The sequence below is a fragment of the Blastococcus sp. SYSU DS0539 genome (assembly GCF_054050855.1).
Map to the genome: position 1 here is coordinate 147100 of NZ_JBJHAF010000002.1, position 23263 is coordinate 170362.

Genomic DNA, 23263 nt, shown 5'->3' on the forward strand with positions numbered 1-23263 from the left:
TGAGCGGGGCCTGCGGTGCTCACCCCGTTGGGGGGAAGGAGAGCCGGTGCCCGCGGCCGCGCGGCCCCCGCCCGGGGGACACGGCGGGTGGCCCGTCGAACGCCGCCGGGCGGCGGAGGTGATACTAGGTGCGCATCTGGTGCTCCGGCCGTGGCCGGCGGCGCCGCCCGAACGTCCCCGGGAGGGAACCCCGTGACCTACGTCATCACCCAGGCCTGCGTCGACGTTCTCGACAAGGCGTGCATCGACGAGTGTCCGGTGGACTGCATCTACGAGGGCGACCGGATGCTCTACATCCACCCCGACGAGTGCGTCGACTGCGGTGCGTGCGAGCCGGTGTGCCCGGTGGAGGCCATCTACTACGAGGACGACGTCCCGGACAAGTGGAAGGACTTCTACAACGCCAACGTGGAGTTCTTCTCCGACCTGGGCAGCCCGGGCGGTGCCGCGAAGACCGGCAAGATCGGCAAGGACCACCCGCTGGTGGCCGCCCTGCCGCCGCAGGGCGAAGACCACTGACGGCTCCCTCCGCAGGGTCGTCCCCCGCCCTGCCGGACTTCCCCTGGGACTCCCTGGCCGGGGCTCGGTCGCGTGCCGCCGAGCACCCGGGCGGGCTCGTCGACCTGTCGGTCGGCACCCCGGTCGACGGCACCCCCGGAGTGCTCCGCGAGGCGCTGGCCGGGGCCACTGACGCACCGGGCTACCCGACCGCGCTGGGCACCGCCGCGCTGCGCACGGCCGCCGCGGGCTGGCTCCGGCGGCGCCTCGGGGTCCAGGTCGCCGATCCGCTCGGCGCCGCGCCCTCGCTGGTCCCCACGGTCGGCTCGAAGGAGCTCGTCGCGCTGCTGCCCACCCTGCTGGGCCTGCAGGGCAGCGCGAGCACCGTGGTCGTGCCCGAGGTCGCCTACCCGACCTACGAGGTGGGTGCGGTGCTGGCCGGGCTGGCCGTCCGCCGCAGCGACACCCCGCCGGCCGAGGCGGCCGGCATCTCGCTGGTCTGGCTGAACTCGCCCGGGAACCCGCACGGGCGGGTGCTCACCGCGGACCAGCTGCGCGGGTGGGTGGCGTGGGGCCGCTCCCACGGCGTGCCGGTCGTGGCCGACGAGTGCTACATCACCCTGGGCTGGGACGTGGCGCCCCGGTCGATCCTGCACCCGGACGTGGCGGGGGAGGACCACACGGGCCTGCTGGCCGTGCACTCGCTGTCCAAGCAGTCGACGGCGGCCGGGTACCGCGGCGGGCTGCTCTCCGGCGACCCCGACCTGGTGCGCCGGGTGTGGGAGGTGCGCCGGCACCTCGGCCTGCTCGTGCCGGGGCCGGTCCAGGCCGCCATGGCCGCAGCCTTCGGCGACGACGCGCACGTCGACGCCCAGCGCGAGCGCTACCGCGACCGGCGGGATCGGCTCGCGGCCGCCGTGCGCGCCGCCGGGATGCGGATCGACCACTCCGAGGCCGGCCTGTACCTGTGGGCCACCCGCGACGAGGACTGCTGGGTCACCATCGACCGGCTGGCCGCCCTCGGGATCGTGGCGGCTCCCGGCAGCTTCTACGGCCCGGCCGGCGCCCGCCACGTCCGGCTGGCCCTGACCGCCACCGACGAGCGGATCGACGCGGCGGTGCAGCGCCTCACCGCTTGACGTCGGTGTCCTGTCCGGCGGCCCGACCGACGCGGGCCGGCACCGGTGGGCAGGCCGGCGTTTAGGCATTTGAACGGCTACCCCCCTGGTCAGGGGCGTGTGCGTACCTGAACCTCGTGGTGAGCGACCCGTTCGGGTCCACCCCCTCCACACCCGAGGATCAGCCCGCCATGCCTGCTGCACGTCCTTCGTCCGACGCCTCCTTCGCTGCATTCCGCCGGACGCCTCGCCGAGTCGCCGCGGTCCTCGCCGCGTCCGCCGTCATCGGCGGCCTCGGCTTCACCAGCACGGCGGCTGCGTCCCCGGCCGGGACGCCCGGCGTCTGCAACGGGGTCGTCAACCAGCTCGCCCACCGCGGCGCCGTGCAGGAGAACCTGCTGAAGGCGGCGGCGAAGAAGAACGCCGACCAGATCGCCACGCTCCAGGCGGAGCGCACCGCCCTCGAGTCGCAGGCGACCACGCTGACCGCGGAGATCGCGGCCGCCGACAAGGCGCTGGCCGACCTCGTCGCCCAGGAACAGGAGATCGAGGCCGCGATCACCAGCACCGGCACCGAGCTGAAGAGCCTCGAGCAGCAGCAGACCGCCGTCACGACCGCGGTGGCCGACGCCGAGCAGCTCCTGGCCCAGCTCACCGCGGACCAGGCCGCGCTGCGGGAGCAGCTGGCCCCGCTGCAGCAGCAGATCGACGCCGCCGGTCAGGAGGTCACCGACCTGGAGACCCTGGCCGCCGCGACGCAGGCGGACATCACGGCCAAGCAGGCGGAGATCGACGCCGCCACCACGCGGCTCGCCGGTCTGCGCTCGACCGCCGAGCAGGCGATCGCCGCGGTCACCGCGCAGGAGGCGACGATCGCCGCCACCCAGGCCCGCCTGGAGCAGGCCACCGCTGACCAGCAGGCGGCTGCGGCCGCGGTCGCCGCGGCCACGACGGCCGTCACCGACGCCGAGGCGGAGCTCCAGCGGCTCCTGGACAGCGGCACCGCCGCGCAGGAGGCGCTGGACGCGCAGGAGACCGCGGTCGCAGCGGCCGAAACCACGCTCGCCGGGCTGGTCGAGGCGGCCCAGCAGGCCGATGCGGCGCTCGCCGCACTCCAGGCCGAGATCGCCGCCGCGCAGACCGCGCTGGACCGGGTGGAGACGGACGCCGCGGACGCCGCCGGCGCCCTGGCCGCCCAGGAGGCCGTGATCACGCAGGCGGGAACCGAGTTGCTCGCGCTCCGGGCAGCGGCCGAGAAGGCTGCCGACGACGTCGCCGCGCACGCCACCTCCACCGCCCAGTTCACCGCGCAGATCGCCACGCTGGAGAAGCAGGTCGCCGACAAGAACGCGGCGATCACGTCCAAGGAGGCCGACCTGAAGAAGGCCCAGGACGAGCTCGCCGTCCTGCAGGCCCAGAAGACCACCCTCGAGACCGAGATCGCCGACCTCACCAAGAGGATCAGCGCGATCAACGGCAACTCGCAGGCCAAGCGGGACCTCGAAGCTCAGCGCGCTGTGAAGCAGACGGAGCTCGGCCTCGTGAACACCCAGATCGCCGACAAGAACACCCTGATCTCGGGCCTGCAGGGCGACCTCGACACGCTGAAGACCCAGGTGGACGCGCTCAACGCCCAGCTCTCGGCGGCGAAGACGGAGAGTGCCCGGCTGCAGCAGCAGGCCGCCCCGCTCCAGACGTCGCTGACCGCGGCCAACGACGCGGTGGCCGCCAAGCAGACGCAGATCGCCACCCTGCGCGGCCAGCTCCCCGCGCTGCAGAGCGCCGTCGAGGCGGCCGACCTGACGGTCGCTGAGAAGCAGGCCACGCTCGACGGCCTGCAGGAGAAGGTTCCCGGCGCCCAGCAGGCCGTGGCCGCCGCGCAGGCCGCGGTCCTGGCGCAGGAGCAGGTCGTCGCCGACCTCGAGGCGGCGCTCCCCGGGCTGGCCGAGGACCTCACGGCCGCCGAGCAGGCGATCGCCGACCAGCGCACCCTCCTGACGGGCCTGCGCTACGAGCTGGGCAAGGCCGAGATCGCGCTGGACGCCACCACCGCGGCGGTCGACCAGGCGACGGCCGACCTCACCACGGAGACGGCGAAGCTGCCCGCACTGCGGACGGCCCGGGACGCCGCCGCGGCCGCCGTTACCGCCGGCGAGGGCGACCTCACCCGGCTGAACACGGACATGGACGGGCTGGTGGCCACGCTGACCGGCCTGAACACCCAGATCGCGGCCGAGGAGGCCGAGATCCTGTCCCTCCAGGGGCGGGTGGCTCCGCTGCTGACCGAGCTGAGCAAGGTCGACGAGGCCGTCACCGCCGCCGAGGCCCAGCTGAAGACCCTGCAGGGGCAGCTGACCACGCTCGACGGTCAGGTGACCTCCGCGCAGGCCAAGCTGCGTGACCTGGAGGCGCAGAAGAAGCAGAACAGGGAGGCCATCGCCACCCAGCGCGCGACGGTGAACGCCCTGCAGGACCAGCTGGGCGCCGTCCAGAACCAGATCAGGGTGATCGACGGCACGATCGCCCTCGGCGGCTGCGCCGCCTGACCGCAGGCGCGCCGGCCACGGACGGCGCACGACAGGGGTCCCGGCTCGACGAGCCGGGACCCCTCCGCCGTTGACGTCCCTCCCATCGACCCGAAGAGGTGAGCGCAGTGGACCGGACGAGGCCGGAGGACCTCCGCCCGGCTGCCCTGGCCGCCTGCCCGCCGTGGTGCGTCACGCCGCACGGCCTGGTGACCGGGGAGGACGACTGGGTGCACTCCGGCGAGCCGCTCCCGCTCGCCGACGGTGTGCACGCGCTGCCCTGCGTGTCGGTGGATCCGGGCACGGGGGCGGCCGACGGGCCCTACGTCGTCATCGGCTGGAGCCAGTACACGCCCGCTCAGGCGGAGGAGCTGGGCGCGGCGCTCATCGCGATGGCTCGTCGCGTTCGTCGTCCCTGAGCAGCGCGAAGGCGCTCTCCCGGTCCTTCACCCGCAGCTTCCGCAGCACCGCCGAGACGTGCACCCGCACGGTGGTGGGGGAGAGGAACAGCTCCCGGGCCACGTCCTCGGTGGTCCCGCCCCGGCTGAGCGCCTCCATCACCTCGCGCTCGCGGGGGCTGAGCTTCTCCGCGGCCGCCGACCGGCGCCGGAGCCGGGGGAAGACGGGCTCGCGGAACTCGGCGATCACCTTCGCCGCCAGCCAGCGGGGCAGCGCTGCCTCGCCGGCCAGCACGCCACGCAGCGTCGGCCCCAGCCGGTCGGGGTCCATGCCCTTGAGCAGGTAGCCGGAGGCCCCCGCCCGCAGCGCGGAGAACAGGTCCTCGTCGTCCCGCGAGGCGGTGAGCATGACGACCACGGTGTCCGGCAGCGCACGGGTGATCTCGCCGGCGGCCGCCACCCCACCGCCGGGCATGTGCACGTCGAGGAGGCACACCTGCGGGCGAGCGGCCCGGGCGGCTGCCACCGCCGCCCAGGCGTCGGGGGCCTCGCCCACCACCTGGCAGCCGTCAGCCTCCAGCGCCTCGCGGACCATGCTGCGCACCGGCGCATGGTCGTCGGCGATCACAACCCGGAGCGCGTCGGTCACGACCACACCACCTCCACCCTCGTGCCCTTCCCGGGCGTGGACAGCACCGAGAACCGGGCGCCCACCGCGGTGGCGCGTTCCCGCATGCTCGTGAGACCGAAGCCGCCCGGCCGGGTGGTCGCCGGATCGAAGCCGCGTCCGTCGTCGACCACGGTCAGGTGCAGTGGCCGGGCCGTCAGCGTCACCTGCAGCCGGGTCGAGCCGCCGTGCCGTGCGGCGTTGCGCACGGCCTCGCCGGCGATGCGCAGCAGCGCCTCGCCCTGGGCCGCGGTCACCTCGGCAGCGGGGGACACGTCGGTGACGGCGACGACGTCGTACCGGTCCGCCGTCTCCTCGACGACTCGCCGGAGCACCTCGGGGAAGGGCTCGTCGAGTGGCTGGGTGAGGGCCGCGATCGCCCGGCGAGCCTCGTCGATCGCGCGGTCGGCCGCCCCGCCGATGCGCTCGACGACGACGGCGTCGTCGGCCCGGCGGGCGAGGTGCCGCGCCTGGCCGCGGATGTAGGCCAGTTCCTGCGTCAGCCCGTCGTGCAGGTCGCGGGCCAGCCGGCGACGGTCCTCGGCCACCGCCGCCTCCGCCTGCACCTGCCAGAAGGACTGGATCTCCCGCACCGCCCCGGTGAGCATGAACAGGTACGCGCCGAGGCGCAGCAGGTCACCGCTGTAGACGTAGTCCGTGTACAGCGACGGGAACAGGAAGTAGTGCACGCGGGCGAAGGCGCCCAGGACGAACCCGGCCGCCAGCCAGCGGATCAGCTCGTCGGTGCCCGCGCGGGACTGCCGCACCAGGGCCACCGCCGCGAACCCGTACGTGAGCGCCCCCACCGCCTGGACGGCGAGCACCGCCGGGTGTGCGGTCAGCTGCGGACGCGAACTGTCCACGGGCGGGCTCGCAGCCTCCATCGCCGGTGGCAGACCTCCGGCCCAGACCGCGGCGACCGTTCCCACCGCCACCAGGGTCACGACGAACCCCAGGACGACCCAACCGGTCCGGCGTGGCCGCAGGATCAGCACCTGCGGGACCAGCACGGCCAGCGCCAGCAGTGCCGTGCTCAGGAGCCGGGTGGCGAGCGCGGCCCACTGGCGGGGGTCCTGGCCCTCGGCGGAGATCGCCTCGGGCAGCGCCGTCAGCACGAGGTTGGCGACGGCCAACGCGCCGAGCGCGAGGACCAGCAACAGCTCCTGGACCCGGCGGCTGCGGCGGAACCGACCGTAGAGCAGCAATCCGAGCAGCAACGCCACGATGGCGTTGACCGTTTCCAGCATGATCTGGAGCGTCGGTGCCCGGTAGGCGAACTGCAGGGACGGGACGCCGACCACCGCGAGGGTGAGCGCGCTGCCCATGAGCGCGGCTCCGCCGGCCAGGGTCGCGGAACCGCGCGACCGGGACCGACCGCCCGTGGTCGTCACGTCCGGAGGGTATCCAGCGCAGCGGCAAGGGCAACGGGTCCGGAGACAACTCTCCCCACGGCGGGGTGGCCGGCCGGGCACTCGACACGGCGGCGCGGCGGCTGAGCGACCGCCGCGCGCGATCCTCATGACCGAGCGCGGTCAGGAGCAGTCGAGCGTGTTGGCGGCGAGGGCCGCGGAGAGCTCCTGGGCCATGCCCTCCCACTGCTGGTAGAGCTCGGGGAAGGCCGAGCGCTGGACGGCCTGAGCCATGTCGGTGAGCCGGCCGGCCTCCCACCCGGGGATGGTCACCAGCCCGTCGTAGAACTGACCGGCTGCGTAGACCGGGTCCTGCACCTGCTCCGGTGTGCCCCAGCCCTGCGACGGGCGTTGCTGGAACAGGCCGAGGGAGTCCCGGTCGCCGTAGTCGAGGTTGCGCAGGGTCGACTCCTGCATCGCCGTCGCCAGCGCGATGACGACGGCTCGGTCGGGCAGGCCACGAGCGCGGCCCACTTCCGCGATGGTGACCGCGTTCTGCATCTGCTCGGCGGACAGAGTCACTGACGAGCCGGGCAGGGTGCAGCTGCCCGAGACCGGGATGTCCACGGTCGTGTCGGTCCGCCAGGCCGCTGCGGCCAGCACGGCGGCGGCCACGAGGAGCGCCGGCCACCACCGGAGAAAGCCGCCGGCCCCACGCTTCCCACGCCGACGCCGGGCGGCTCCGGAGGCCGGGCGGCGCCCGGAACTGCGGCGCCGGCTCGCCGGGCGGCGGGCCGTCCTGCGCGCCCGGGCAGCGGCGGGGCGCGTCGCGGTACGGGTGCTGGTCATCGCACCCCGACTGTAGGCGCCGATCCGGGGCCGGCCGCGGTGCCCGGCGTCACTCCGGCACCGCGCCGCGCTGGCGGCGAGCCGTCGGCGGGGGCTGTTCCCGCGGGGCTCGCGCCGATAGCGTGTGCCGGCCGCCGAGGAGGAGCCATGGCCGACACCCTGCTGCCCGGGATCACCGCCACGCGGGTGACGACCCCGCGACTGACCCAGAACGTCGTGCACCCGTCGACCGTGGACCCGGGGGAGCTGGGCGCCGCCGGCGGCGACGAGGTCGTGCTCTTCGTGCACGGCAACGTCAGCTCCGCGCTCTTCTGGCAGCAGCCGCTGCTGGCCCTGGCGGAGGAGGCGCGCCTGCGGCCGGTCGCGGTGGACCTGCGCGGCTTCGGCGACACCGATCCGCTACCGGTGGACGCGCGCCGGGGTGTGCGCGACTGGGCCGACGACGTCGCGGCGCTGGTGGAGACCCTCGGCGTCGAGCGGGTGCACCTGGTCGGCTGGAGCATGGGCGCGGGCGTCGTCCTGCAGTACCTGCTCGACGCGCCGGCGCGGGTCGCCTCGGTGGCGCTGGTGGCTCCCGTCTCGCCGTACGGCTTCGGCGGCACCGCCGGGCCGGAGGGGCGCCGCCTCGCCGAGGACGGGGCGGGCTCCGGTGGCGGTGGGGCCAACCCCGGGTTCGTCGCCGCCCTCGCGGCCGGCGACACGAGCGCCGACAACCCGACCAGCCCGCGGTCGATCCTGCGGGCGTTCTACGTGGCGCCGGGGTCGCTGCCGCTGGACCCCGGGATGGAGGACGTGTTCGTCGCCTCGATGCTGTCCACCCGCACCGGTGCCGACCACTACCCGGGTGACTCCTCGCCCTCCCCGACGTGGCCGGGGGTGGCGCCGGGGCAGCGCGGCGTGCTGAACACGATGGCCCCGACGGTCATGGACGTCTCGGGTCTCGCCGAGCTGCCCGACAAGCCCCCGGTGCTGTGGATCCGCGGGGACGCCGATGTGATCGTGTCGGACGCCTCGGCGTTCGACCTGGCCCACCTGGGACAGCTGGGTGCGGTGCCGGGCTGGCCGGGAGAAGCGGTCTGCCCGCCGCAGCCGATGGTCGCCCAGACCCGCGCCGTGCTGGAGCGCTACGCGGCAGCCGGCGGCACCTACCGGGAGGTCGTCCTGCCCGGGGTCGGGCACTCCCCGCACGTCGAGCGGCCGCAGGAGTTCGTGGTGGCCCTGCTGGAGCACCTCGCACCGGTTCGCTGACCCGGCGTGCCGAGTAGGGCCCGGAGGGTTCCGCGCAGGCACGACTCAGCGGCTCCGCGCAGCAGGGGGACGGCACCTGGCCGCGGTGGGAGGCCTGAGGCCGACCTATGTGTTGGCGTGCAGCTCCGCGTTCAGCGCGCCCCAGTTGCCGTCGCGCGGCAGCGCCTCCAGCGCGCCGCTGACGCTGTTGCGCCGGAACAGCAGCCCGTTCCGGCCGGAGAGCGCCGCGGCCTTGACGACCGAGCCGTCGGGCAGGGTGACGCGGGAGCCGGCGGTGACGTAGCAGCCGGCCTCGACGACGCAGCCGTCGCCGAGGGAGATGCCGATGCCGGCGTTCGCGCCCAGCAGGCAACCGCTGCCGATCGAGATCACCTGCGTGCCGCCGCCGGAGAGGGTGCCCATGATGGACGCGCTGCCGCCGATGTCGCTGTCGGCGCCCACGACGACGCCGGCGCTGATCCGGCCCTCGACCATGGAGGGGCCGAGCGTGCCGGCGTTGAAGTTGACGAACCCCTCGTGCATGACCGTCGTGCCCTCGGCCAGGTGGGCGCCCAGCCGCACCCGGTCGCCGTCGGCGATCCGCACGCCCGAGGGGATGACGTAGTCGACCATCCGGGGGAACTTGTCGACCCCGAACACGGTCACGTGGCCGACGGCCGCCCGCAGGCGGTGGGCGTTGAACGTCGCCGCCTCGACCGGGCCGGCGCTGGTCCATGCCACGTTCGTGAGCAGCCCGAAGACGCCGGTCATGTTCGCGCCGTGCGGCGTGATCAAACGGTGCGAGAGCAGGTGCAGCCGCAGCCAGACGTCGTGGGTGTCCACCGGCGGCTGGGAGAGGTCGGCGATCACCGTGCGGACGGCGATGACCTCGACGCCGCGGGCTTCGTCGCGGCGCACCAGCCCGCCGTAGTCGGGGCCGAGCTCGGCGGAGAGCTCGAGCGCGCCCAGCCGGGCGGTGCCCGTGGCCGCGCCGGCGGGCGCGCCCAGCCGGGGCTCGGGGTACCACGTGTCGAGCACGGTGCCCGACGGCGTGACGGTCGCCAGACCGGCGGCTACGGCGGAGACGGGAGCGGGCGCTGCGTCAGTCACGCCCGGAACGCTACCGAGCGGCTGCCCGCGCCGCGGCGGCCGGGCGGAGGCACGGGCCCTAGGCTTCCTCGTCGTGAGCACCCCGCCGTCGCTCGACCTGTCCGCCGACGTCCTCGCGCTGACCCGCGCCCTGGTCGACGCACCGTCCGTGTCCGGCAGCGAGACCGCGCTGGCCGACGCCGTCGAGTCCGCCCTGCGCGCCCTCGGCGGGCTGGAGGTCGAGCGCGTCGGTGACGCCGTGCTCGCCCGCACGAACCTCGGCCGGCCCACCCGCGTCGTCCTCGCCGGTCACCTCGACACCGTGCCGATCGCCGACAACGTGCCCAGCCGGCTGGACGAGGCGACCGGCCGCCTCTACGGCTGCGGCACCAGCGACATGAAGGCCGGCGACGCGGTGATGCTGCGGCTGGCGGCGACCTTCGGTGTGCCCGGTGCCGAGCCCGCGCACGACCTGACGTTCGTCTTCTACGACAACGAGGAGGTCGAGGCGGTCAAGAACGGCCTCGGCCGGGTCGCCCGCGAGCGGCGGGGCTGGCTCTACGGCGACCTCGCGATCCTGCTCGAGCCGACCGACGGGGAGATCGAGGCCGGCTGCCAGGGCACCCTCCGCGCGGTCCTGGCGACCAAGGGACGGCGGGCGCACAGCGCGCGCAGCTGGCTGGGGGAGAACGCCGTCCACGGGCTGGCCGGGGCACTGGCCGTGCTGGCCGCCTACCGGCCGCGCGAGGTGGAGATCGACGGCTGCACCTACCGGGAGGGGCTCAACGCGGTGGGCATCGCCGGCGGTGTCGCCGGGAACGTCATCCCCGACGAGGCCTCCCTCACCGTCAACTTCCGCTACGCCCCCGACCGCGACGAGGACGCCGCCGAGGCGCACGTCCGCGAGGTGTTCGCCGACGCCCTCGCCGCCGGCGCCACGCTGACCGTCGTCGACAACTCCGGAGGAGCGCTGCCCGGGCTGGCCGAGCCGGCTGCGGCAGCCTTCGTCGCGGCCGTCGGCCGCCCGGCGCGCGCCAAGCTCGGCTGGACCGACGTCGCCCGGTTCGCCGCCTTCGGCATCCCGGCGATCAACTACGGCCCCGGCGACCCGCAGCTGGCCCACACCCGCGAGGAGCACGTCGTCGTCGCCCGGCTGCAGCCGGCCGTCGACGCGCTGACCGCCTACCTGTCCGGGACCCCCGTCACGAGGAGCGAGGCATGACCACCCCACCGAGCGACGAGCGCCGGGAGCGGCCCACCCGTCACCGCGGGCCGATCATGCTGCGCGGCGGCGAGCCCGACCCGAAGAACCAGGGCAGCACCACCGACCAGCGGCTGCTGGACCGCCGGGGACCCGCGGACTGGGTGCACACCGACCCGTGGCGGGTCATGCGGATCACCTCGGAGTTCGTCGAGGGCTTCGGGCTGCTCGCCGAGCTGCCGCGCGCGGTCAGCGTCTTCGGCAGCGCCCGCACGCCGCGGGACCACCCGCACTACGCGGCCGGGGTCGAGCTGGGCGCCGCGCTGGCGCAGGCGGGGTACGCGGTGATCACCGGCGGCGGGCCGGGTGCCATGGAGGCGGCCAACAAGGGCGCCTGCGACGTCGGCGGCATGTCGGTCGGCCTGGGCATCGAGCTGCCGTTCGAGCAGGAGCTCAACGAGTGGGTCGACGTCGGCATCTCGTTCCGCTACTTCTTCGTGCGCAAGACGATGTTCGTCAAGTACGCGCAGGCATTCGTGATCCTGCCGGGCGGCTTCGGCACCCTCGACGAGCTGTTCGAGGCGCTCACCCTGGTGCAGACCCGCAAGGTCACCCGCTTCCCGGTGATCCTGCTGGGCACCGAGTACTGGTCGGGCCTGCTCAGCTGGATCCGCGAAACCATGGTCGCCGAGGGGACCATCAGTCCCGGGGACCTCGACCTGGTCACCGTGACCGACGACGTCGCCGAGGCGGTGGCGGTCATCCAGGCGGCCGAGGCCTCGCGCTCGGCCGGCGACAACGGCGGGGGGATGCGGGCACCGATCGACAACCGCCCCTCCGACGCCTGAGGTGCTGTCCTTCCTCGTCTTCGTCGTCGCCGTCCTGCTGGTGGGCGGGGTGCTCTTCGTGGTGGGGTCGCTGCTCCTCGGGCGGGGGGAGACCCAGCCCCCGGCCGAGCCGGACCGGTCGCCGGTGGAGCTGCCCGACGACCGCCGGGTGGTGTCCGACGACCTCCGGGCGGTGCGGATCGCGGTCACCCTCCGCGGCTACCGGATGGCCGAGGTCGACTGGCTGCTCGAGCAGCTGGCGCTGACCCTGGACGAACGCGACGCGGAGGTCGCGGCGTTGCGGGCCGAGCTGGCCGCGCGCGCTCGCGAGGAGCTGCCGACCGACCCTGGGGTCGCGTCGTCCGACGGAGAGGGGACCCGGGGTGCCTGAGCTGGTCGAGCGGATCGAGGTGGCGGCGCCGCCGGAGCGGGTGTGGGCGGCGCTGACCGCCTGGACCCGCCAGGGCGAGTGGATGGTCGCGACCGACGTGCGGACCGTCGCGGGGCCGGCCCAGGGCGTCGGTGGCCGGCTGGCCGCACGCACCGGGCTGCCGCTGCCCGGCGGCCGGCACCTCGGGCTGCTCGACACCATGGTGATCACCGAGTGGGACCCACCGCGCCGGGCCGTCGTCCAGCACACCGGGCGGCTGGTGCGGGGTCCCGGCATCTTCGAGATCGAGCCCCGCGGGGAGCACAGCACCTTCGTCTGGACCGAGCGGCTCGACCTGCCCTACGGGGTGCTGGGGCGGCTGGGCTGGGTGCTGGTCAGACCGTTCGCCCTCGTGGGCATCCGCTGGTCGCTGGCGCGCTTCGCCGCCTTCGCGCGCACCTTCTAGCCGGCTGCGGGTGCCCGCCGGCGATCGGTGAGGATGTGCCCGTGCGCGACGGGGCTGCGGAGGCGGAGGCGTGAGCCGGCGGGGCTGGGTGCTGTTCGTCGCGCTGTCGGTCATCTGGGGCGTGCCCTACCTGCTGATCAAGGTGGCAGTCGGCGAGGTGTCGCCGGTCTCGGTCGTGTTCGCCCGCTGCGTGCTCGGCGCCGCCCTGCTGCTGCCCTGGACGATCGCGCGGGGGCAGCTGCGCCCGGCGCTGCGGCACTGGAAGCCGCTGCTGCTCTTCACCGTGCTCGAGATGACCGCACCGTGGCTGCTGCTGTCCTACGCCGAGCAGACCCTGTCCAGCTCGCTCACCGGTCTGCTGGTGGCGGGGGTGCCGTTCGTGGCGGCGCTCGCCGCCCGGCTGGCCGGGGAGGAGGAGCGGCTGACGCCGGTGCGGCTGCTCGGCATGGGGATCGGCGTCGTCGGCATCGCCGTCCTCCTGGGCCTGGACCTCGAGGGCGCGCACCTCCTGCCGATCGTCGCCGTCGTCCTCGTGGTCGTGGGGTACGCGACCGCACCGCTGGTGGTCAGCCGTGCGCTGCCCGACGTGCCGGGCGTGACCGCCGCCTCGATCGCGCTGTTCGTCACCGCCGTCGTCTACGCGCCGTTCGCGGTGCCGCAGCTGGACCGGGTGGCCGACGCGTCGGCGGAGGCGCTGCTGTCCCTGCTCGCGCTGGGCGTGCTCTGCACCGCGGTGGCGCTGGCGGTGTTCTTCGCGCTGATCCGGGAGGTCGGCCCGCAGCGGGCGCTGGTCATCACCTTCGTCAACCCGGTGGTCGCCGTGCTGCTGGGCGTGTGGCTGCTCGACGAACCGTTCACCCTCGGCATCGCGCTGGGTCTGCCGCTGGTGCTCGTCGGCTGTGTCCTCGCGACCCGGCGCAGCACCGCACGGCCCGAGCCGAGCGTCGCGGCCGTCGACTCCACCGCTCGCTGATCAGCCCAGCCGGCGCAGCTGCGGCCAGATCTGCGACCACGGCAGCCGCCGGTCGGTGGCCAGCCAGACCGTCCGGCCCTGCTCGTCGTTGTCCAGCCCGACCCCGTTGTCGATGCGGCCGGCCGGCCGGACCTCGCCGAACCAGCGGGCCAGGTCCTCCGGGGGCAGGCCGACCACCACGGCCGCGCCGGCGTCCTCCGGCGGTGGGCCCCACGTCCAGTAGGAGTTGTGCCCGCTGTACGCCGGGCCCAGGGCCGGGGCGAACCGGTCGACGGCGCCGGCCTGCCCGTAGTTCCCGGTGAGGACGACGACCTCCGCCCCGGCGGGCAGCCCGGCCCGCGCCCGCTCCACGGCGGCGGCGAACCGCGGCCAGCCGACGGTCTCCCCGGCGTCGTAGTTCACCGCCGGCACGGGCGTGGCCGACAGCCAGCGGGCCGGCAGCACCGGCAGCATCAGGACGGCGGAGGCCGCCAGGCTCAGGACCAGCGCGGGGGCCAGGGCCGGCCGGGCCCGGGCGCCGCCCCGGCGGGCCCAGGCCAGCGCCGGGCCGGCACCGGCTGCCAGCAGCAGCGGGTAGAGCCCGGCCAGGTAGTACGGCTTGCCGCCGGTGCCGAGGAACAGCACCGCCAAGGCGGCGTAGGCGACGGCGAAGCACCGCCACGGCGCCAGCGCGGGGTCGCGCAGCAACCGCCACCATCCCGCCATCCAGACCGGGAACAGCACCGGGCTGACCAGCACCAGCTGGAACGGCAGGAAGAGGTACCAGGGCTCGCTGGTGCCCGAGCCCCCCGCGGCGATGGCCTCGGCCACCGCGAGCTGCGGCCAGCCGTGCGTGGCCTGCCAGACCAGGTTGGGTGCCCACACCGCCAGCGCCACCGCGCCGCCGGCCCAGGGCCACGGCGAGCGGAACACGTCGCGGGGGCCGACCACCAGCAACCCGAGCACCACGGCCGCCAGCAGGAACGCCGGCTGCACCTTGTTCTGCAGCGACAGCCCGGCCACCACCCCGACGACCAGCCAGATCACGCCGCCGTCGCGCAGCGCCCGCACGAGCAGCCACGACAGCAGCGCCCAGAACAGCAGGTCGAAGGTCGTCGTCGAGAGCAGGTGGCCGACGGCCAGCAGGATCGAGGAGACCGCCACGCAGGCCGCCGCGAACAGCTGCGCGTCCCGGCCGCCGCCGAACTCGCGCGAGATCAGCCCGGTGAGCACCACGACCGCGCCGGCCGCCAGCGCCGAGGGCAGCCGCAGCACGGTCAGGGAACCCGGCGCCAGGGCGTCCATCGCGGCGGCCAGGAGCGGGGTGAACGGCGGCTGGTCGACGTAGCCGAGGGCGGCCTCGCGCCCGGCACGGAGGAAGTAGAGCTCGTCTCGGTGGTAGCCGTAGCGCCCGGCCAGGGCCAGCAGCAGCGCGGCCAGCGCCGCGCCGAGGGCGAGCAGCGGCCCCCGGTGCAGCGCCGGCCGCACGGGGGTGGGCGTGCGCTCGGCGGTGCGGACGGACACCCGCGGACCGTAGCGCCCGGAGGTCAGCCCCGGCGGGCCCGTCGCGTCCGCACGACGGCCCAGACGGCGGCGACCGCGAGGATCCCCGCGACGAGCAGCAGCAGGTTCCGGCCGTAGTCCTGCGGCAGGAAACCCGGCTCCGGCACGTTCCCCGGGTCGAGCACGAACGGGAGGGCCACCAGGGTCAGCACCCCGCTCACCACCAGCCCGACGGCGATGGGCGCCCGGGCCGGCCCGGGCAGCAGGCGGGTCAGCAGGGCGCCGCCGAGGAGGACCAGCGGTGCGAGCACGACGTCGTGCAGCAGCGCGCTGCCGAGGAACCACGGAGCCCACGCCGACAGCGGCACCCGGTGACCCGCGCCGAGCAGTCCTCCTACGCCCCAGCCGACGGCGGCGAGACCGGGGACGAGGAACAGCCACCTCCACCAGGGCCCGGCCGCTGACGCCAGGGGGCGGGCCGGGTCGGAGGCGTACGGATCCCGTCCGATCCGGCCGGCCGCGCGGCCGTCCCGGGAGACGCCGGTGCTCATGCCGGCCGCACCCGGGTCAGCCACTTCGTCTGCATGGCCCCCGGCCGGTTCGGGGCGATCAGGCGCACCGGGAAGCCGTGGTCGAGGACGAGCGGCTCGCCGCCGAGCTCGAGCGCCAGCAGCGTGCGCGGATCGACGGTGTGCGGCGGCGCCACCACGCTGGTGCGGTAGAGCCCGCCGGTCTGCAGGGACTCGACCACCACCTCGGTGCCGCGCGCGAGGCCGGCCTCCTCCAGGAGGTCGGCGAGCCGGACGCCGGTCCACCGCCCCGAGGCGCTCCAGCCCTCCACGCAGGTGATCGGCAGGGTCTCGGTGTGCTGCGGCCGCCGCCTGAGCTCGGCCAGGGACAGCTCCAGCCGGCGGGGGCCGTCGACGACCAGCCGGTACCCGGGGTCGGTGGCGGTCTCCCGCACGCCTGCCCGGGCGGCCGTCTGGTTGACCGGCAGCCCCTGCGGCCCCACGGTGGGCAGCCGGGGCGCGAGCAGCGACACCGGCGCCAGCGCCCGGACCGACTGCCCCAGGGTGGTGACGGTGACCGCGCCGACGCCCAGGCCGGCGGCGAGGACGAAGGCGCGGCGGTCGATCGCGCCCTTCTCCTCCGCGGCGTCCGCCGCGGCCAGCTCCGCGGCCTGCTCCGGGGCCAGGCCGGCGGTGGCCCCGGGCGAGCCGCGGCGGGCCAGGCCGCGCCGGATCTCCGGCGCCTTCGCCCCGACGTGCACCGCGACGGCGCCGATGGCGATCCAGCCGGTCCAGTAGTGCGCCGTCGGGAAGAAGAACCCGAACGGGTACCACTGCGCGATGTTGATCAGGCCGGTCACCAGCTGCATGGCGGCCGTGCCGACCAGCACCAGGACCGACAGCCGGCTGATCAACCGGGCGGCCGATCCGGCCGGCGGCCACTCGAAGAGCAGCGGGTAGACGGTCCAGAGCTTGACCAGCAGCAGCGGGACGGCGGCCAGCCCGGCGGCCACGTGCAGGCCCTGGGTGAGGCCGTAGAGCCAGACCGGGGAGGACGGCCAGGAGAACCAGTCCGGTCCCGACTGGACCAGGTCGCTCACCAGCCCGGTGAGGAAGCAGACCAGGAAGGCCAGGCCGAGCCAGACGCCCACCCGTGCCGAGCGGCGTTCGGAGTGCAGCGGGCTGGGGAAGGCGCCCGCGCGGAAGGGGCCGCGGCGCAGGCCGCCGGGCGGGTCCGGCAGGCGGGCGCCGAGCAGCCGGTCCAGCCGGCTGGTCACGGCGTCGTCCCGAGGGCCTCGCCGAGGCCGGTCACCACCCGGTGGGTCCTGGTGCCCGGGCCGCAGAGCGCGGCGACGGCGACGGCGTCGGGGAAGTGGTCGATGTCGGTGAGCACCGGCAGGTCCAGCACGGTGAGCCCGGCGCCCTCGAGGGCCGCGCGGGTGCGGACGGCGGTGTCCGCGCGGGACATCGGCACCCCGGTCAGCACCTGCGCCGGCTCCGGCGCGTGCAGCCCCAGCGCCCACCAGCCGCCGTCCGGGGCCGCACCGAGCACGGCCGAGCCGGGGCCCGCCCGCACGAGGCGGTCGAGGCAGTCGGCGAGCAGCGCACCGGTCACCTGCGGAGTGTCCATCCCGATGAGCAGCGTGGGAAGCGCTCCGCCGGGGCCGGTCATCGCGTCGGTGAACGCCGCCGCCAGGCGCACGCCGAGGTCGCCGTCGGCCTGGGGCACGACGACGCAGCCGGTGAGGTCGAGGGTGTCCGCGTCCCCGTCGAGCGCGACCACCCGGCGGGTCACCGGAGCCGAACGGACGGCGTCGAGCGTGTCGGCGACCGCCGCACCGGCGATGGCCGCCGCCTGCTCCGGCGTGCAGGGCGGGGTGAGCCGGGTCTTGCTCCGGCCGGGCACAGGCGCCTTGGTGATGACCAGCAGCTGGCTGCCGGTCACGACGACAGCACCTGCCGCATGTCCCGGATGGTGCGCACCGTGCCGAGCACCGTGCCGGTGACCTTCGACCGGGTGCCCTCGGCCCGGGGCGCGTAGGGGACGTCGACCTCGCGCACCCGCCAGCCCGCGTCGGCGGCGCGGGTGACCATCTCCAATGGGTAGCCGAAGCGGCGGTCGGTGATCCCGAGGCCGAGCAGCGCCGTGCGGGAGGCGGCGCGCATGGGGCCCAGGTCGTGCAGCGCCAGGCCGGTGCGGCGGCGCAGCATGACGCCCAGCGCCACGTTCGCCACCCGCGCGTGCACCGGCCAGGCGCTCCGCCGGGTGGGCCGGCGGCGGCCGAGCACCAGGTCGGCGTCACCGGCGAGCACGGGGTCGGCGACCAGCGGCAGGTCGGCGGGGTCCATCGACCCGTCCGCGTCGCAGAAGCAGACGACGTCGGCGGTGGCCGCCTCCAGACCCGCGTGCGCGGCGGCGCCGAACCCCCGCTGCGGCACGGAGACCACCGTCGCCCCGTGGGCGGCCGCGATCGCCGGCGAGCCGTCGGTCGAGCCGTTGTCGGCGACGATCGCCCGGTAGCCGGCCGGCAGCCGGCCGAGCACCCAGGGCAGCGCGCCCGCCTCGTCGAGGCAGGGCAGGACGACGTCGGGCACGCCAGGACACAACCACGAACCCACCGGGCGCGCCCGCCGACGGTCGCCCGCCGGCGGGCGGCCACCCGGCCGGGGTCCTAGGGTCCGGCTGATGACCGAGGCTCCTCCCGAGACCCCCGGGGCGGCGCGCCCGGGGAGGGACCGCCGGTGGCGCCCGGCGGCCGGCCTCCTGGTCGCCGTCCTCCTCGTCGGCGGAACCGCGCTCGTCGGCCGGGAGCTCACCCGCGACGGGGTCGACCTGCACCTCATCGGCGGGTACGTCATCCGGGGTCGGTGGGACCCGCTGGTGTCCCCGCGGGCGCTCCTGCCCGCCGCGGTGGGGCTCGCGCTCGTGCTCCGGGGGCCGGCCGTGGCGCGGCGCGCGCGGTGGCCGGTGCTGCTCGCCGGCTCCGCCGCGGCCACGGCGGTCTGGGCGGTCGCCCTCGCTGTGGCGAGCGGGTGGGGTCGGCTCACCGAGCCGCTGGGCAGCCCCTACGAGTACCCGTACGATGTCGACCGGGTGGGCGGGCTCGGCGAGTTCCTGCGCACCTTCAACGACTCGGTGCTGGCCGACTCCGCCGACCCGTGGACGACGCACGTGTCGGGGCACCCGCCGGGCGCGCTGCTGGCCTTCGTGCTCCTGGAGCGGGCGGGTCTCGGCGGGCTGGGCTGGGCGGCGGCGATCTGCATCGCGGCCGGCGCGCTCGCGGTGCCGGCCGTGCTGGTGACCGTGCGCGCGGTCGCCGACGAGCCGGCGGCGCGGGCGGTCGCACCCTTCCTGGTCCTCGCCCCGACCGCGCTGTGGGTGGCCACGAGCGCCGACGCGCTGTTCGCCGGCGTGATGGCCTGGGGCGTCGCCCTGCTGGCCACCGCGGCCGCGCGGGGCCGGGGCGGGGGAGCCGCCGGCCGGGCGCTGGCCGGCGGGCTGCTGCTCGGGCTGGGGCTGCACCTCTCCTTCGGGCTGGCGTCGCTGGGCCTGCTGGCCCTCGCCGTCGTGGTGGTGCAGCGCCCCCGGCTCGGCTGGGCGGGCGTCGTCCGGGTGCTCGCCGTCGCGGCCGGCGGGGTGGTCCTGGTCTTCGCGCTGTTCGCCGTCCCCGGCTACGACTGGTTCGAAGGGCTGTCCCTGACCGCGGAGCGGGTGCGCTCCGGCCCGTCGTACGCCGACCGGCCGCTGGCCTTCTTCCTGGTGGCGAACGTGGCCGCGGCGGCGGTGGCGGCCGGCCCCGCGGCGGTGGCCGGGCTGGCCTGCCTGCGGCGCTCCCGGCTGGCCCTGCCGCTGCTGGCGGTGCTGGCCGGGATGCTGGTCAGCGACGTCACGGGCCTGGTCCGCGGCGAGACCGAGCGCATCTGGCTGCCGTTCACCGTCTGGTTGCCCGCCGCGGCGGCCTTCCTGCCGGCGCGGCAGGCCCGGTTCTGGCTGGCGCTGTCGGCGGTCACCGCGCTCGCGGTGGAGGTGGCGGTCCGGACCGAGTGGTGACCGCCGGCGCGTCAGCCGCGCGGGGTGGGGCGCAGCGGCGCGGTGGCGAACTCGCGCATGCCGTCGAGGAAGTCCACCCGGGCGCGGAACCCCAGCTCGGCCTCCGCCCGGGCCGGGCTGGCCACCACGTGCCGCACGTCGCCGAGCCGGTACTGGCCGGTCACCACCGGCTCGGGGCCGCCCACGGCGCCGGCCAGGGCCCGGGCCATGTCGCCGACCGTGTGCGGCCGCCCCGACGCCACGTTGTAGGCGCGCAGCGAGGACTCGGCGGGCGGGTGCCCGAGGGCGCGGAGGTTGGCCGCCGCCACGTCCGACACGTGCACGAAGTCGCGCTGCTGGCCGCCGTCCTCGTAGACGGCCGGGGCGCGGCCGGACTCCAGGGCGCTGCGGAAGATCGATGCGACGCCGGCGTACGGGGTGTCCCGCGGCATCCGGGGGCCGTACACGTTGTGGTAGCGCAGGGCGACGACGCTGCCGCCGGTCGCCCCGGCCCACGCGGCCGAGAGGTGCTCCTGAGCCAGCTTGGTGGCGGCGTAGGTGTTCCGCGGGTCGGGGGCGTCGTCCTCGGTCACCAGGTCCCGGTCCAGCTGCCGGCCGCAGCGGGGGCACGGGGGCTCGAACCGGCCGGCGTCGAGGTCGGCGCGCCGCCGCGGCGCCGCCGGTACCGGGCCGTGCTCGGGGCACGAATAGCGGCCCTCGCCGTAGACGACCATGGAGCTGGCCAGGACCAGCCGGCCGATCCCGGCGCGGGCCATGGCGGCCAGCAGCACGGCGGTGCCCAGGTCGTTGATGCCGGCGTAGAGCGGCATGTCCTGCACGTCGACGCCCAGGCCGACCATCGCGGCCTGGTGGCACACCGCCTCCACGCCGTCGAGCGCCCGGTCGACGGTCGCCGCGTCGCGCACGTCGCCGACCAGCAGCTCCGCGCCCGGTGGCAGGGGCGGCCCGTCCGGGTACCCGGGGTGGACGGCCGGCAGCAGGGCGTCGAGCACGCGGACCTCGTGGCCGGCGTCCCGCGCGGCGGCGACGACGGCGGACCCGATGAAGCCGGCACCGCCGGTGACGAGGACGCGCACGAGCGGCGACGCTACTGGCGGTCGGCCGTCCCCGCCGGTCGGCCGCGGTGTCGGTGACCGGCGCTAGCGTCCGGGACGTGCAGCGCTGCGCCTGGGCCACGAGCGCCCCCGAGTACGTCAGGTACCACGACGAGGAGTGGGGGAGGCCGCTGCGCGGGGACGACGCGCTGTTCGAGCGGCTCACGCTCGAGGCCTTCCAGTCCGGGCTGTCCTGGATCACGATCCTCCGCAAGCGCCCCGCCTTCCGGGCGGCGTTCGCCGGCTTCTCGATCGATGCGGTCGCCGCCTTCACCGCCGACGACGAGGCGCGGCTGATGGCCGACGCGGGGATCGTCCGGAACCGGGCCAAGATCGCCGCCGCCGTCCGCAACGCCCGGGCGGCGCAGCAGCTGGACGAGGGCCTCTCCGACCTGCTGTGGTCGTTCGCCCCGGCCGGCCCGCGGTCGCGCCCGGCCACCCTCGCCGACGTGCCGGCGACCAGCCCGGAGTCGGTGGCGATGGCCCGGGAGCTCAAGCGGCGCGGCTTCGTCTTCGTCGGCCCGACCACGGCGTATGCGCTGATGCAGGCCACCGGGATGGTGGACGACCACGTCGCGGAGTGCTTCCGCGCGACCCCGCCCGAGGGCGGCCCCGGGAACGCCGCAGCGGCGGACGAGGAGCGCGCCGGCCGGGGCGCGGCGGCGCGCCGGGGTCACTCTGACGGGCCTGATGTTGGATGACGGCCGCTCATACGGGATCATTGCTGCGGAGCTCACAGCATCGGACACCACGCACCTGTTCACGAGGCAGGGGTGTGGCTGGCGAAGGAGGCACGCATGGCGGCCATGAAGCCGCGCACGGGTGAAGGTCCCCTCGAGGTCACCAAGGAAGGGCGCGGCCTGGTCATGCGCGTACCGCTGGAAGGCGGCGGTCGCTTGGTGGTGGAGCTGTCGCCGGACGAGGCGGCCGCGCTGTCGGAGGCACTGAAGGGCGCGACCAGCTGACACCTCCCGCGAGCCTGCCCCCGGGCAGCCCCGCACAGGACGACGCGGCCCCGGCCGCCGGCGCACCGCCGGCGGCCGGGGCCGCGTCGTTCCCGCGGGTCGAGGTGCTGGCCGCCGTCCCGGAGCTGGGGCCGGACGACGTGCTGGCGGTGCCGGTCGCCACCGGGGGCGTGCTGCCGCCCTGGCTGACCGCCGCCGCCGTTCCGGGGGTCGACCCGGGGTTCCTCGCCGGTGCGCTGGCCGACACGGGCAACACCGGCCGGCCGCGTGCCCTCACGAACGTGCCGATCGCCGGACGCCGGCCCCGCAGCGTGGTCGCCGTCGGCGGAGGCGAGGGGACGCTGCCGGACGTGCGCCGCTACGCGGCCACCGCCGTCCGCCGGGGGCAGGCGCTGGCCCGGCACGGTGCCCGGCGCCTGGTGCTGCCCCTGGACGGCGCCGCTCCGGCAGGGGCGGCGGAGGTCCGGGTCGCCGTGGAGGCGGCCCTGCTCGCCGGTTACCGCTTCCGCGACTCGTCGCGGGCGCGCCCGCGCCGGCTGGCGACGGTCGCCGTCGTCCTCGCCGGCGCCGACGACCCCGCGGTCGCCGCCGCGGCCCGCGCCGGGCAGGCGGCCGCCGGTGCCGTCGGCTGGGCCCGGGACCTGGTCAACACCCCGCCCAGCACCAAGACCCCCGCGTGGCTGGCCGCGCAGGCGGTCGACCGGCTCGCCGGGCTGCGGCACGTCACCGTCGACGTGCTGGGCCCCGGGGAGCTGGCCGCCGGCGGGTTCGGCGGAGTCCTCGCCGTCGGCGGTGGCTCGGCCGCCCCGCCGTGCGTCGTCGTCGCGACCTACCGGCACCCGGCCGCCGGGCCCGAGCACCCCGTGCTCGTCGGCGCGGGCATCACCTTCGACACCGGCGGGCTCTCGATCACCCGCTCGGCCGCCGTGCGGCACACGAAGACCGACATGGCCGGCGGTGCCGCCGTCCTCGCCGCGCTGGAGGCCGCCGCCCGCCTGGAGCTGCCGGTCGCGGTGACGGCGGTCGTGCCGGCGGCGGAGAACGCGGTGTCGGGCTCGTCCTACCGCCCGTCGGACGTGGTGCGGCACGTGGACGGGCGCACGACGGAGGTGCGCACCACCGCCGCCGACGGACGCCTGGTGCTCGCCGATGCGCTGGCCCACGCCCGGTTGCGCCTCGGGGGCACCGCGCTGGTCGACGTCGCCGTGCTGACCGGGGCGGCGAAGGTGGCCCTGGGCGCCCGCACCGCGGCGCTGTACGCGACCGCCGACGGGCTGGCCGCCGCCCTGGGGGCGGCCGGGGCGCAGGCCGGCGAGCCGTCCTGGCGGATGCCGCTGGCCGAGGAGTACGGCGAGCTGCTGGACAGCGCCGTGGCCGACGGCACCGACGCGCCGTCCGGGCCGGGCGCGACCACCGCCGCGCTCTTCCTGCGGCGGTTCGCCGGCGAGCTGCCGTGGGCCCATCTCGACGTCTCCGGCCCGGCGCGGGCCGCCGCCGACGACGGGGAGCTGGTGCGGGGTGGCACCGGGTTCGGGGCCCGCACGCTGCTCCGCTGGCTGGAGACCGGTGCGCCGGTCGGCCCGGTGGAGACCGTCCGGAACTGAC

At 76.0% G+C, this 23263-nt stretch carries 24 protein-coding genes; 14 read left to right on the forward strand and 10 right to left on the reverse strand.

Going from position 1 to position 23263, the window contains the following annotated elements; genetic code table 11:
- The first annotated feature begins 192 nt into the window (after positions 1 to 192).
- The 4 genes from fdxA (at position 193) to ACI790_RS02910 (ending at position 4560) form a co-directional block, all read left to right on the forward strand.
- Positions 193 to 519: a ferredoxin gene (gene fdxA, locus ACI790_RS02895; RefSeq protein WP_347059560.1), complete on the forward strand. Its 327-nt coding sequence runs from the start codon at positions 193 to 195 to the stop codon at positions 517 to 519.
- A gap of 29 nt (positions 520 to 548) precedes the next feature.
- A complete protein-coding gene (dapC, locus tag ACI790_RS02900; protein ID WP_456568550.1) occupies positions 549 to 1637 on the forward strand; it encodes a succinyldiaminopimelate transaminase in 1089 nt (362 codons plus the stop codon).
- Between the two features lie 170 nt (positions 1638 to 1807).
- Positions 1808 to 4162 carry a hypothetical protein gene (locus tag ACI790_RS02905; RefSeq protein WP_456568282.1) on the forward strand — a complete coding sequence of 785 codons (2355 nt, stop codon included), beginning with the start codon at positions 1808 to 1810 and terminating at the stop codon, positions 4160 to 4162.
- A 107-nt stretch (positions 4163 to 4269) separates the two neighbouring features.
- The gene (locus ACI790_RS02910; protein WP_456568283.1) at positions 4270 to 4560 is read left to right on the forward strand and encodes a DUF6907 domain-containing protein; all 291 of its coding nucleotides are present in this window, start codon (positions 4270 to 4272) and stop codon (positions 4558 to 4560) included.
- On the opposite strand, the gene ACI790_RS02915 is transcribed toward ACI790_RS02910, so the two are convergent.
- The 3 genes from ACI790_RS02915 to ACI790_RS02925 form a co-directional block, all read right to left on the reverse strand.
- Positions 4526 to 5188, reverse strand: a complete 663-nt coding sequence (locus ACI790_RS02915; RefSeq protein WP_456568284.1) for a response regulator — start codon at positions 5186 to 5188, stop codon at positions 4526 to 4528. The two genes, ACI790_RS02910 and ACI790_RS02915, sit on opposite strands and share 35 nt — an antisense overlap.
- Positions 5185 to 6597, reverse strand: a complete 1413-nt coding sequence (locus ACI790_RS02920) for a sensor histidine kinase (RefSeq protein ID WP_456568285.1) — start codon at positions 6595 to 6597, stop codon at positions 5185 to 5187. Before ACI790_RS02920 ends, ACI790_RS02915 begins: the two co-directional genes overlap by 4 nt.
- Before the next feature lie 141 nt (positions 6598 to 6738).
- The gene (locus tag ACI790_RS02925; protein WP_456568286.1) at positions 6739 to 7230 is read right to left on the reverse strand and encodes a hypothetical protein; all 492 of its coding nucleotides are present in this window, start codon (positions 7228 to 7230) and stop codon (positions 6739 to 6741) included.
- Positions 7231 to 7551: 321 nt separating this feature from the next.
- On the opposite strand from ACI790_RS02925, the gene ACI790_RS02930 reads away from it, so the two are divergent.
- Positions 7552 to 8652 (forward strand): alpha/beta fold hydrolase, encoded by a 1101-nt coding sequence (locus ACI790_RS02930; RefSeq protein ID WP_456568287.1) that lies wholly within the window; start codon positions 7552 to 7554, stop codon positions 8650 to 8652.
- 105 nt (positions 8653 to 8757) lie between these two features.
- Here the strand turns inward: ACI790_RS02930 and dapD are convergent, their stop codons facing one another.
- A complete protein-coding gene (gene dapD / locus ACI790_RS02935) occupies positions 8758 to 9741 on the reverse strand; it encodes a 2,3,4,5-tetrahydropyridine-2,6-dicarboxylate N-succinyltransferase (RefSeq protein ID WP_456568288.1) in 984 nt (327 codons plus the stop codon).
- 73 nt (positions 9742 to 9814) lie between these two features.
- Between dapD and dapE the strand changes: the two genes are divergently transcribed.
- The 5 genes from dapE (at position 9815) to ACI790_RS02960 (ending at position 13557) form a co-directional block, all read left to right on the forward strand.
- Positions 9815 to 10942, forward strand: a complete 1128-nt coding sequence (gene dapE / locus ACI790_RS02940; RefSeq protein WP_456568289.1) for a succinyl-diaminopimelate desuccinylase — start codon at positions 9815 to 9817, stop codon at positions 10940 to 10942.
- The gene (locus ACI790_RS02945; RefSeq protein ID WP_456568290.1) at positions 10939 to 11769 is read left to right on the forward strand and encodes an LOG family protein; all 831 of its coding nucleotides are present in this window, start codon (positions 10939 to 10941) and stop codon (positions 11767 to 11769) included. Before dapE ends, ACI790_RS02945 begins: the two co-directional genes overlap by 4 nt.
- 1 nt (position 11770) lies before the next feature.
- The gene (locus ACI790_RS02950; RefSeq protein WP_456568291.1) at positions 11771 to 12139 is read left to right on the forward strand and encodes a DivIVA domain-containing protein; all 369 of its coding nucleotides are present in this window, start codon (positions 11771 to 11773) and stop codon (positions 12137 to 12139) included.
- Complete coding sequence (locus ACI790_RS02955; protein WP_456568292.1) at positions 12132 to 12584, forward strand: SRPBCC family protein; 453 nt, start codon at positions 12132 to 12134, stop codon at positions 12582 to 12584. The genes ACI790_RS02950 and ACI790_RS02955 overlap by 8 nt, the downstream gene beginning before the upstream one ends.
- A 70-nt stretch (positions 12585 to 12654) precedes the next feature.
- Positions 12655 to 13557, forward strand: a complete 903-nt coding sequence (locus ACI790_RS02960) for a DMT family transporter (protein ID WP_456568293.1) — start codon at positions 12655 to 12657, stop codon at positions 13555 to 13557.
- On the opposite strand, the gene ACI790_RS02965 is transcribed toward ACI790_RS02960, so the two are convergent.
- From ACI790_RS02965 to ACI790_RS02985, 5 genes are read right to left on the reverse strand one after another with little or no spacing between them, the layout of a single operon-like run.
- Entirely contained in the window at positions 13558 to 15060 is a 1503-nt protein-coding gene (locus ACI790_RS02965) for a glycosyltransferase family 39 protein (RefSeq protein ID WP_456568294.1), read from the reverse strand. It lies immediately after the preceding gene.
- A 23-nt stretch (positions 15061 to 15083) separates the two neighbouring features.
- Positions 15084 to 15590 carry a hypothetical protein gene (locus ACI790_RS02970; protein ID WP_456568295.1) on the reverse strand — a complete coding sequence of 169 codons (507 nt, stop codon included), beginning with the start codon at positions 15588 to 15590 and terminating at the stop codon, positions 15084 to 15086.
- Complete coding sequence (locus ACI790_RS02975; protein ID WP_456568296.1) at positions 15587 to 16825, reverse strand: molybdopterin-dependent oxidoreductase; 1239 nt, start codon at positions 16823 to 16825, stop codon at positions 15587 to 15589. Before ACI790_RS02975 ends, ACI790_RS02970 begins: the two co-directional genes overlap by 4 nt.
- Entirely contained in the window at positions 16822 to 17493 is a 672-nt protein-coding gene (locus ACI790_RS02980; RefSeq protein WP_456568297.1) for a TIGR04282 family arsenosugar biosynthesis glycosyltransferase, read from the reverse strand. The genes ACI790_RS02975 and ACI790_RS02980 overlap by 4 nt, the downstream gene beginning before the upstream one ends.
- Positions 17490 to 18143: a glycosyltransferase family 2 protein gene (locus ACI790_RS02985; protein WP_456568298.1), complete on the reverse strand. Its 654-nt coding sequence runs from the start codon at positions 18141 to 18143 to the stop codon at positions 17490 to 17492. Before ACI790_RS02985 ends, ACI790_RS02980 begins: the two co-directional genes overlap by 4 nt.
- Before the next feature lie 91 nt (positions 18144 to 18234).
- Between ACI790_RS02985 and ACI790_RS02990 the strand changes: the two genes are divergently transcribed.
- A complete protein-coding gene (locus ACI790_RS02990) occupies positions 18235 to 19599 on the forward strand; it encodes a hypothetical protein (protein WP_456568299.1) in 1365 nt (454 codons plus the stop codon).
- Positions 19600 to 19610: 11 nt separating this feature from the next.
- Here the strand turns inward: ACI790_RS02990 and ACI790_RS02995 are convergent, their stop codons facing one another.
- Positions 19611 to 20675 carry an NAD-dependent epimerase/dehydratase family protein gene (locus ACI790_RS02995; RefSeq protein ID WP_456568300.1) on the reverse strand — a complete coding sequence of 355 codons (1065 nt, stop codon included), beginning with the start codon at positions 20673 to 20675 and terminating at the stop codon, positions 19611 to 19613.
- 77 nt (positions 20676 to 20752) lie between these two features.
- Here ACI790_RS02995 and ACI790_RS03000 point away from each other — a divergent pair, with 77 nt between their 5' ends.
- From ACI790_RS03000 to ACI790_RS03010, 3 genes are all read left to right on the forward strand, one after another.
- Positions 20753 to 21394, forward strand: a complete 642-nt coding sequence (locus tag ACI790_RS03000) for a DNA-3-methyladenine glycosylase I (protein WP_456568301.1) — start codon at positions 20753 to 20755, stop codon at positions 21392 to 21394.
- A gap of 96 nt (positions 21395 to 21490) precedes the next feature.
- Entirely contained in the window at positions 21491 to 21658 is a 168-nt protein-coding gene (locus ACI790_RS03005) for a DUF3117 domain-containing protein (RefSeq protein ID WP_012947303.1), read from the forward strand.
- 104 nt (positions 21659 to 21762) lie between these two features.
- Complete coding sequence (locus tag ACI790_RS03010) at positions 21763 to 23262, forward strand: leucyl aminopeptidase family protein (RefSeq protein WP_456568302.1); 1500 nt, start codon at positions 21763 to 21765, stop codon at positions 23260 to 23262.
- The last annotated feature ends 1 nt before the right edge of the window (position 23263 follow it).

Coding starts and splice junctions, on each gene's coding strand:
- ACI790_RS02905 (WP_456568282.1), top strand. CDS start 1,808: ATGCCTGCTGCACGTCCTTCGTCCGACGCCTCCTTCGCTGCATTCCGC.
- ACI790_RS02930 (WP_456568287.1), top strand. CDS start 7,552: ATGGCCGACACCCTGCTGCCCGGGATCACCGCCACGCGGGTGACGACC.
- ACI790_RS02945 (WP_456568290.1), top strand. CDS start 10,939: ATGACCACCCCACCGAGCGACGAGCGCCGGGAGCGGCCCACCCGTCAC.
- ACI790_RS02970 (WP_456568295.1), bottom strand. CDS start 15,590: ATGAGCACCGGCGTCTCCCGGGACGGCCGCGCGGCCGGCCGGATCGGA.
- ACI790_RS02990 (WP_456568299.1), top strand. CDS start 18,235: ATGACCGAGGCTCCTCCCGAGACCCCCGGGGCGGCGCGCCCGGGGAGG.
- ACI790_RS03005 (WP_012947303.1), top strand. CDS start 21,491: ATGGCGGCCATGAAGCCGCGCACGGGTGAAGGTCCCCTCGAGGTCACC.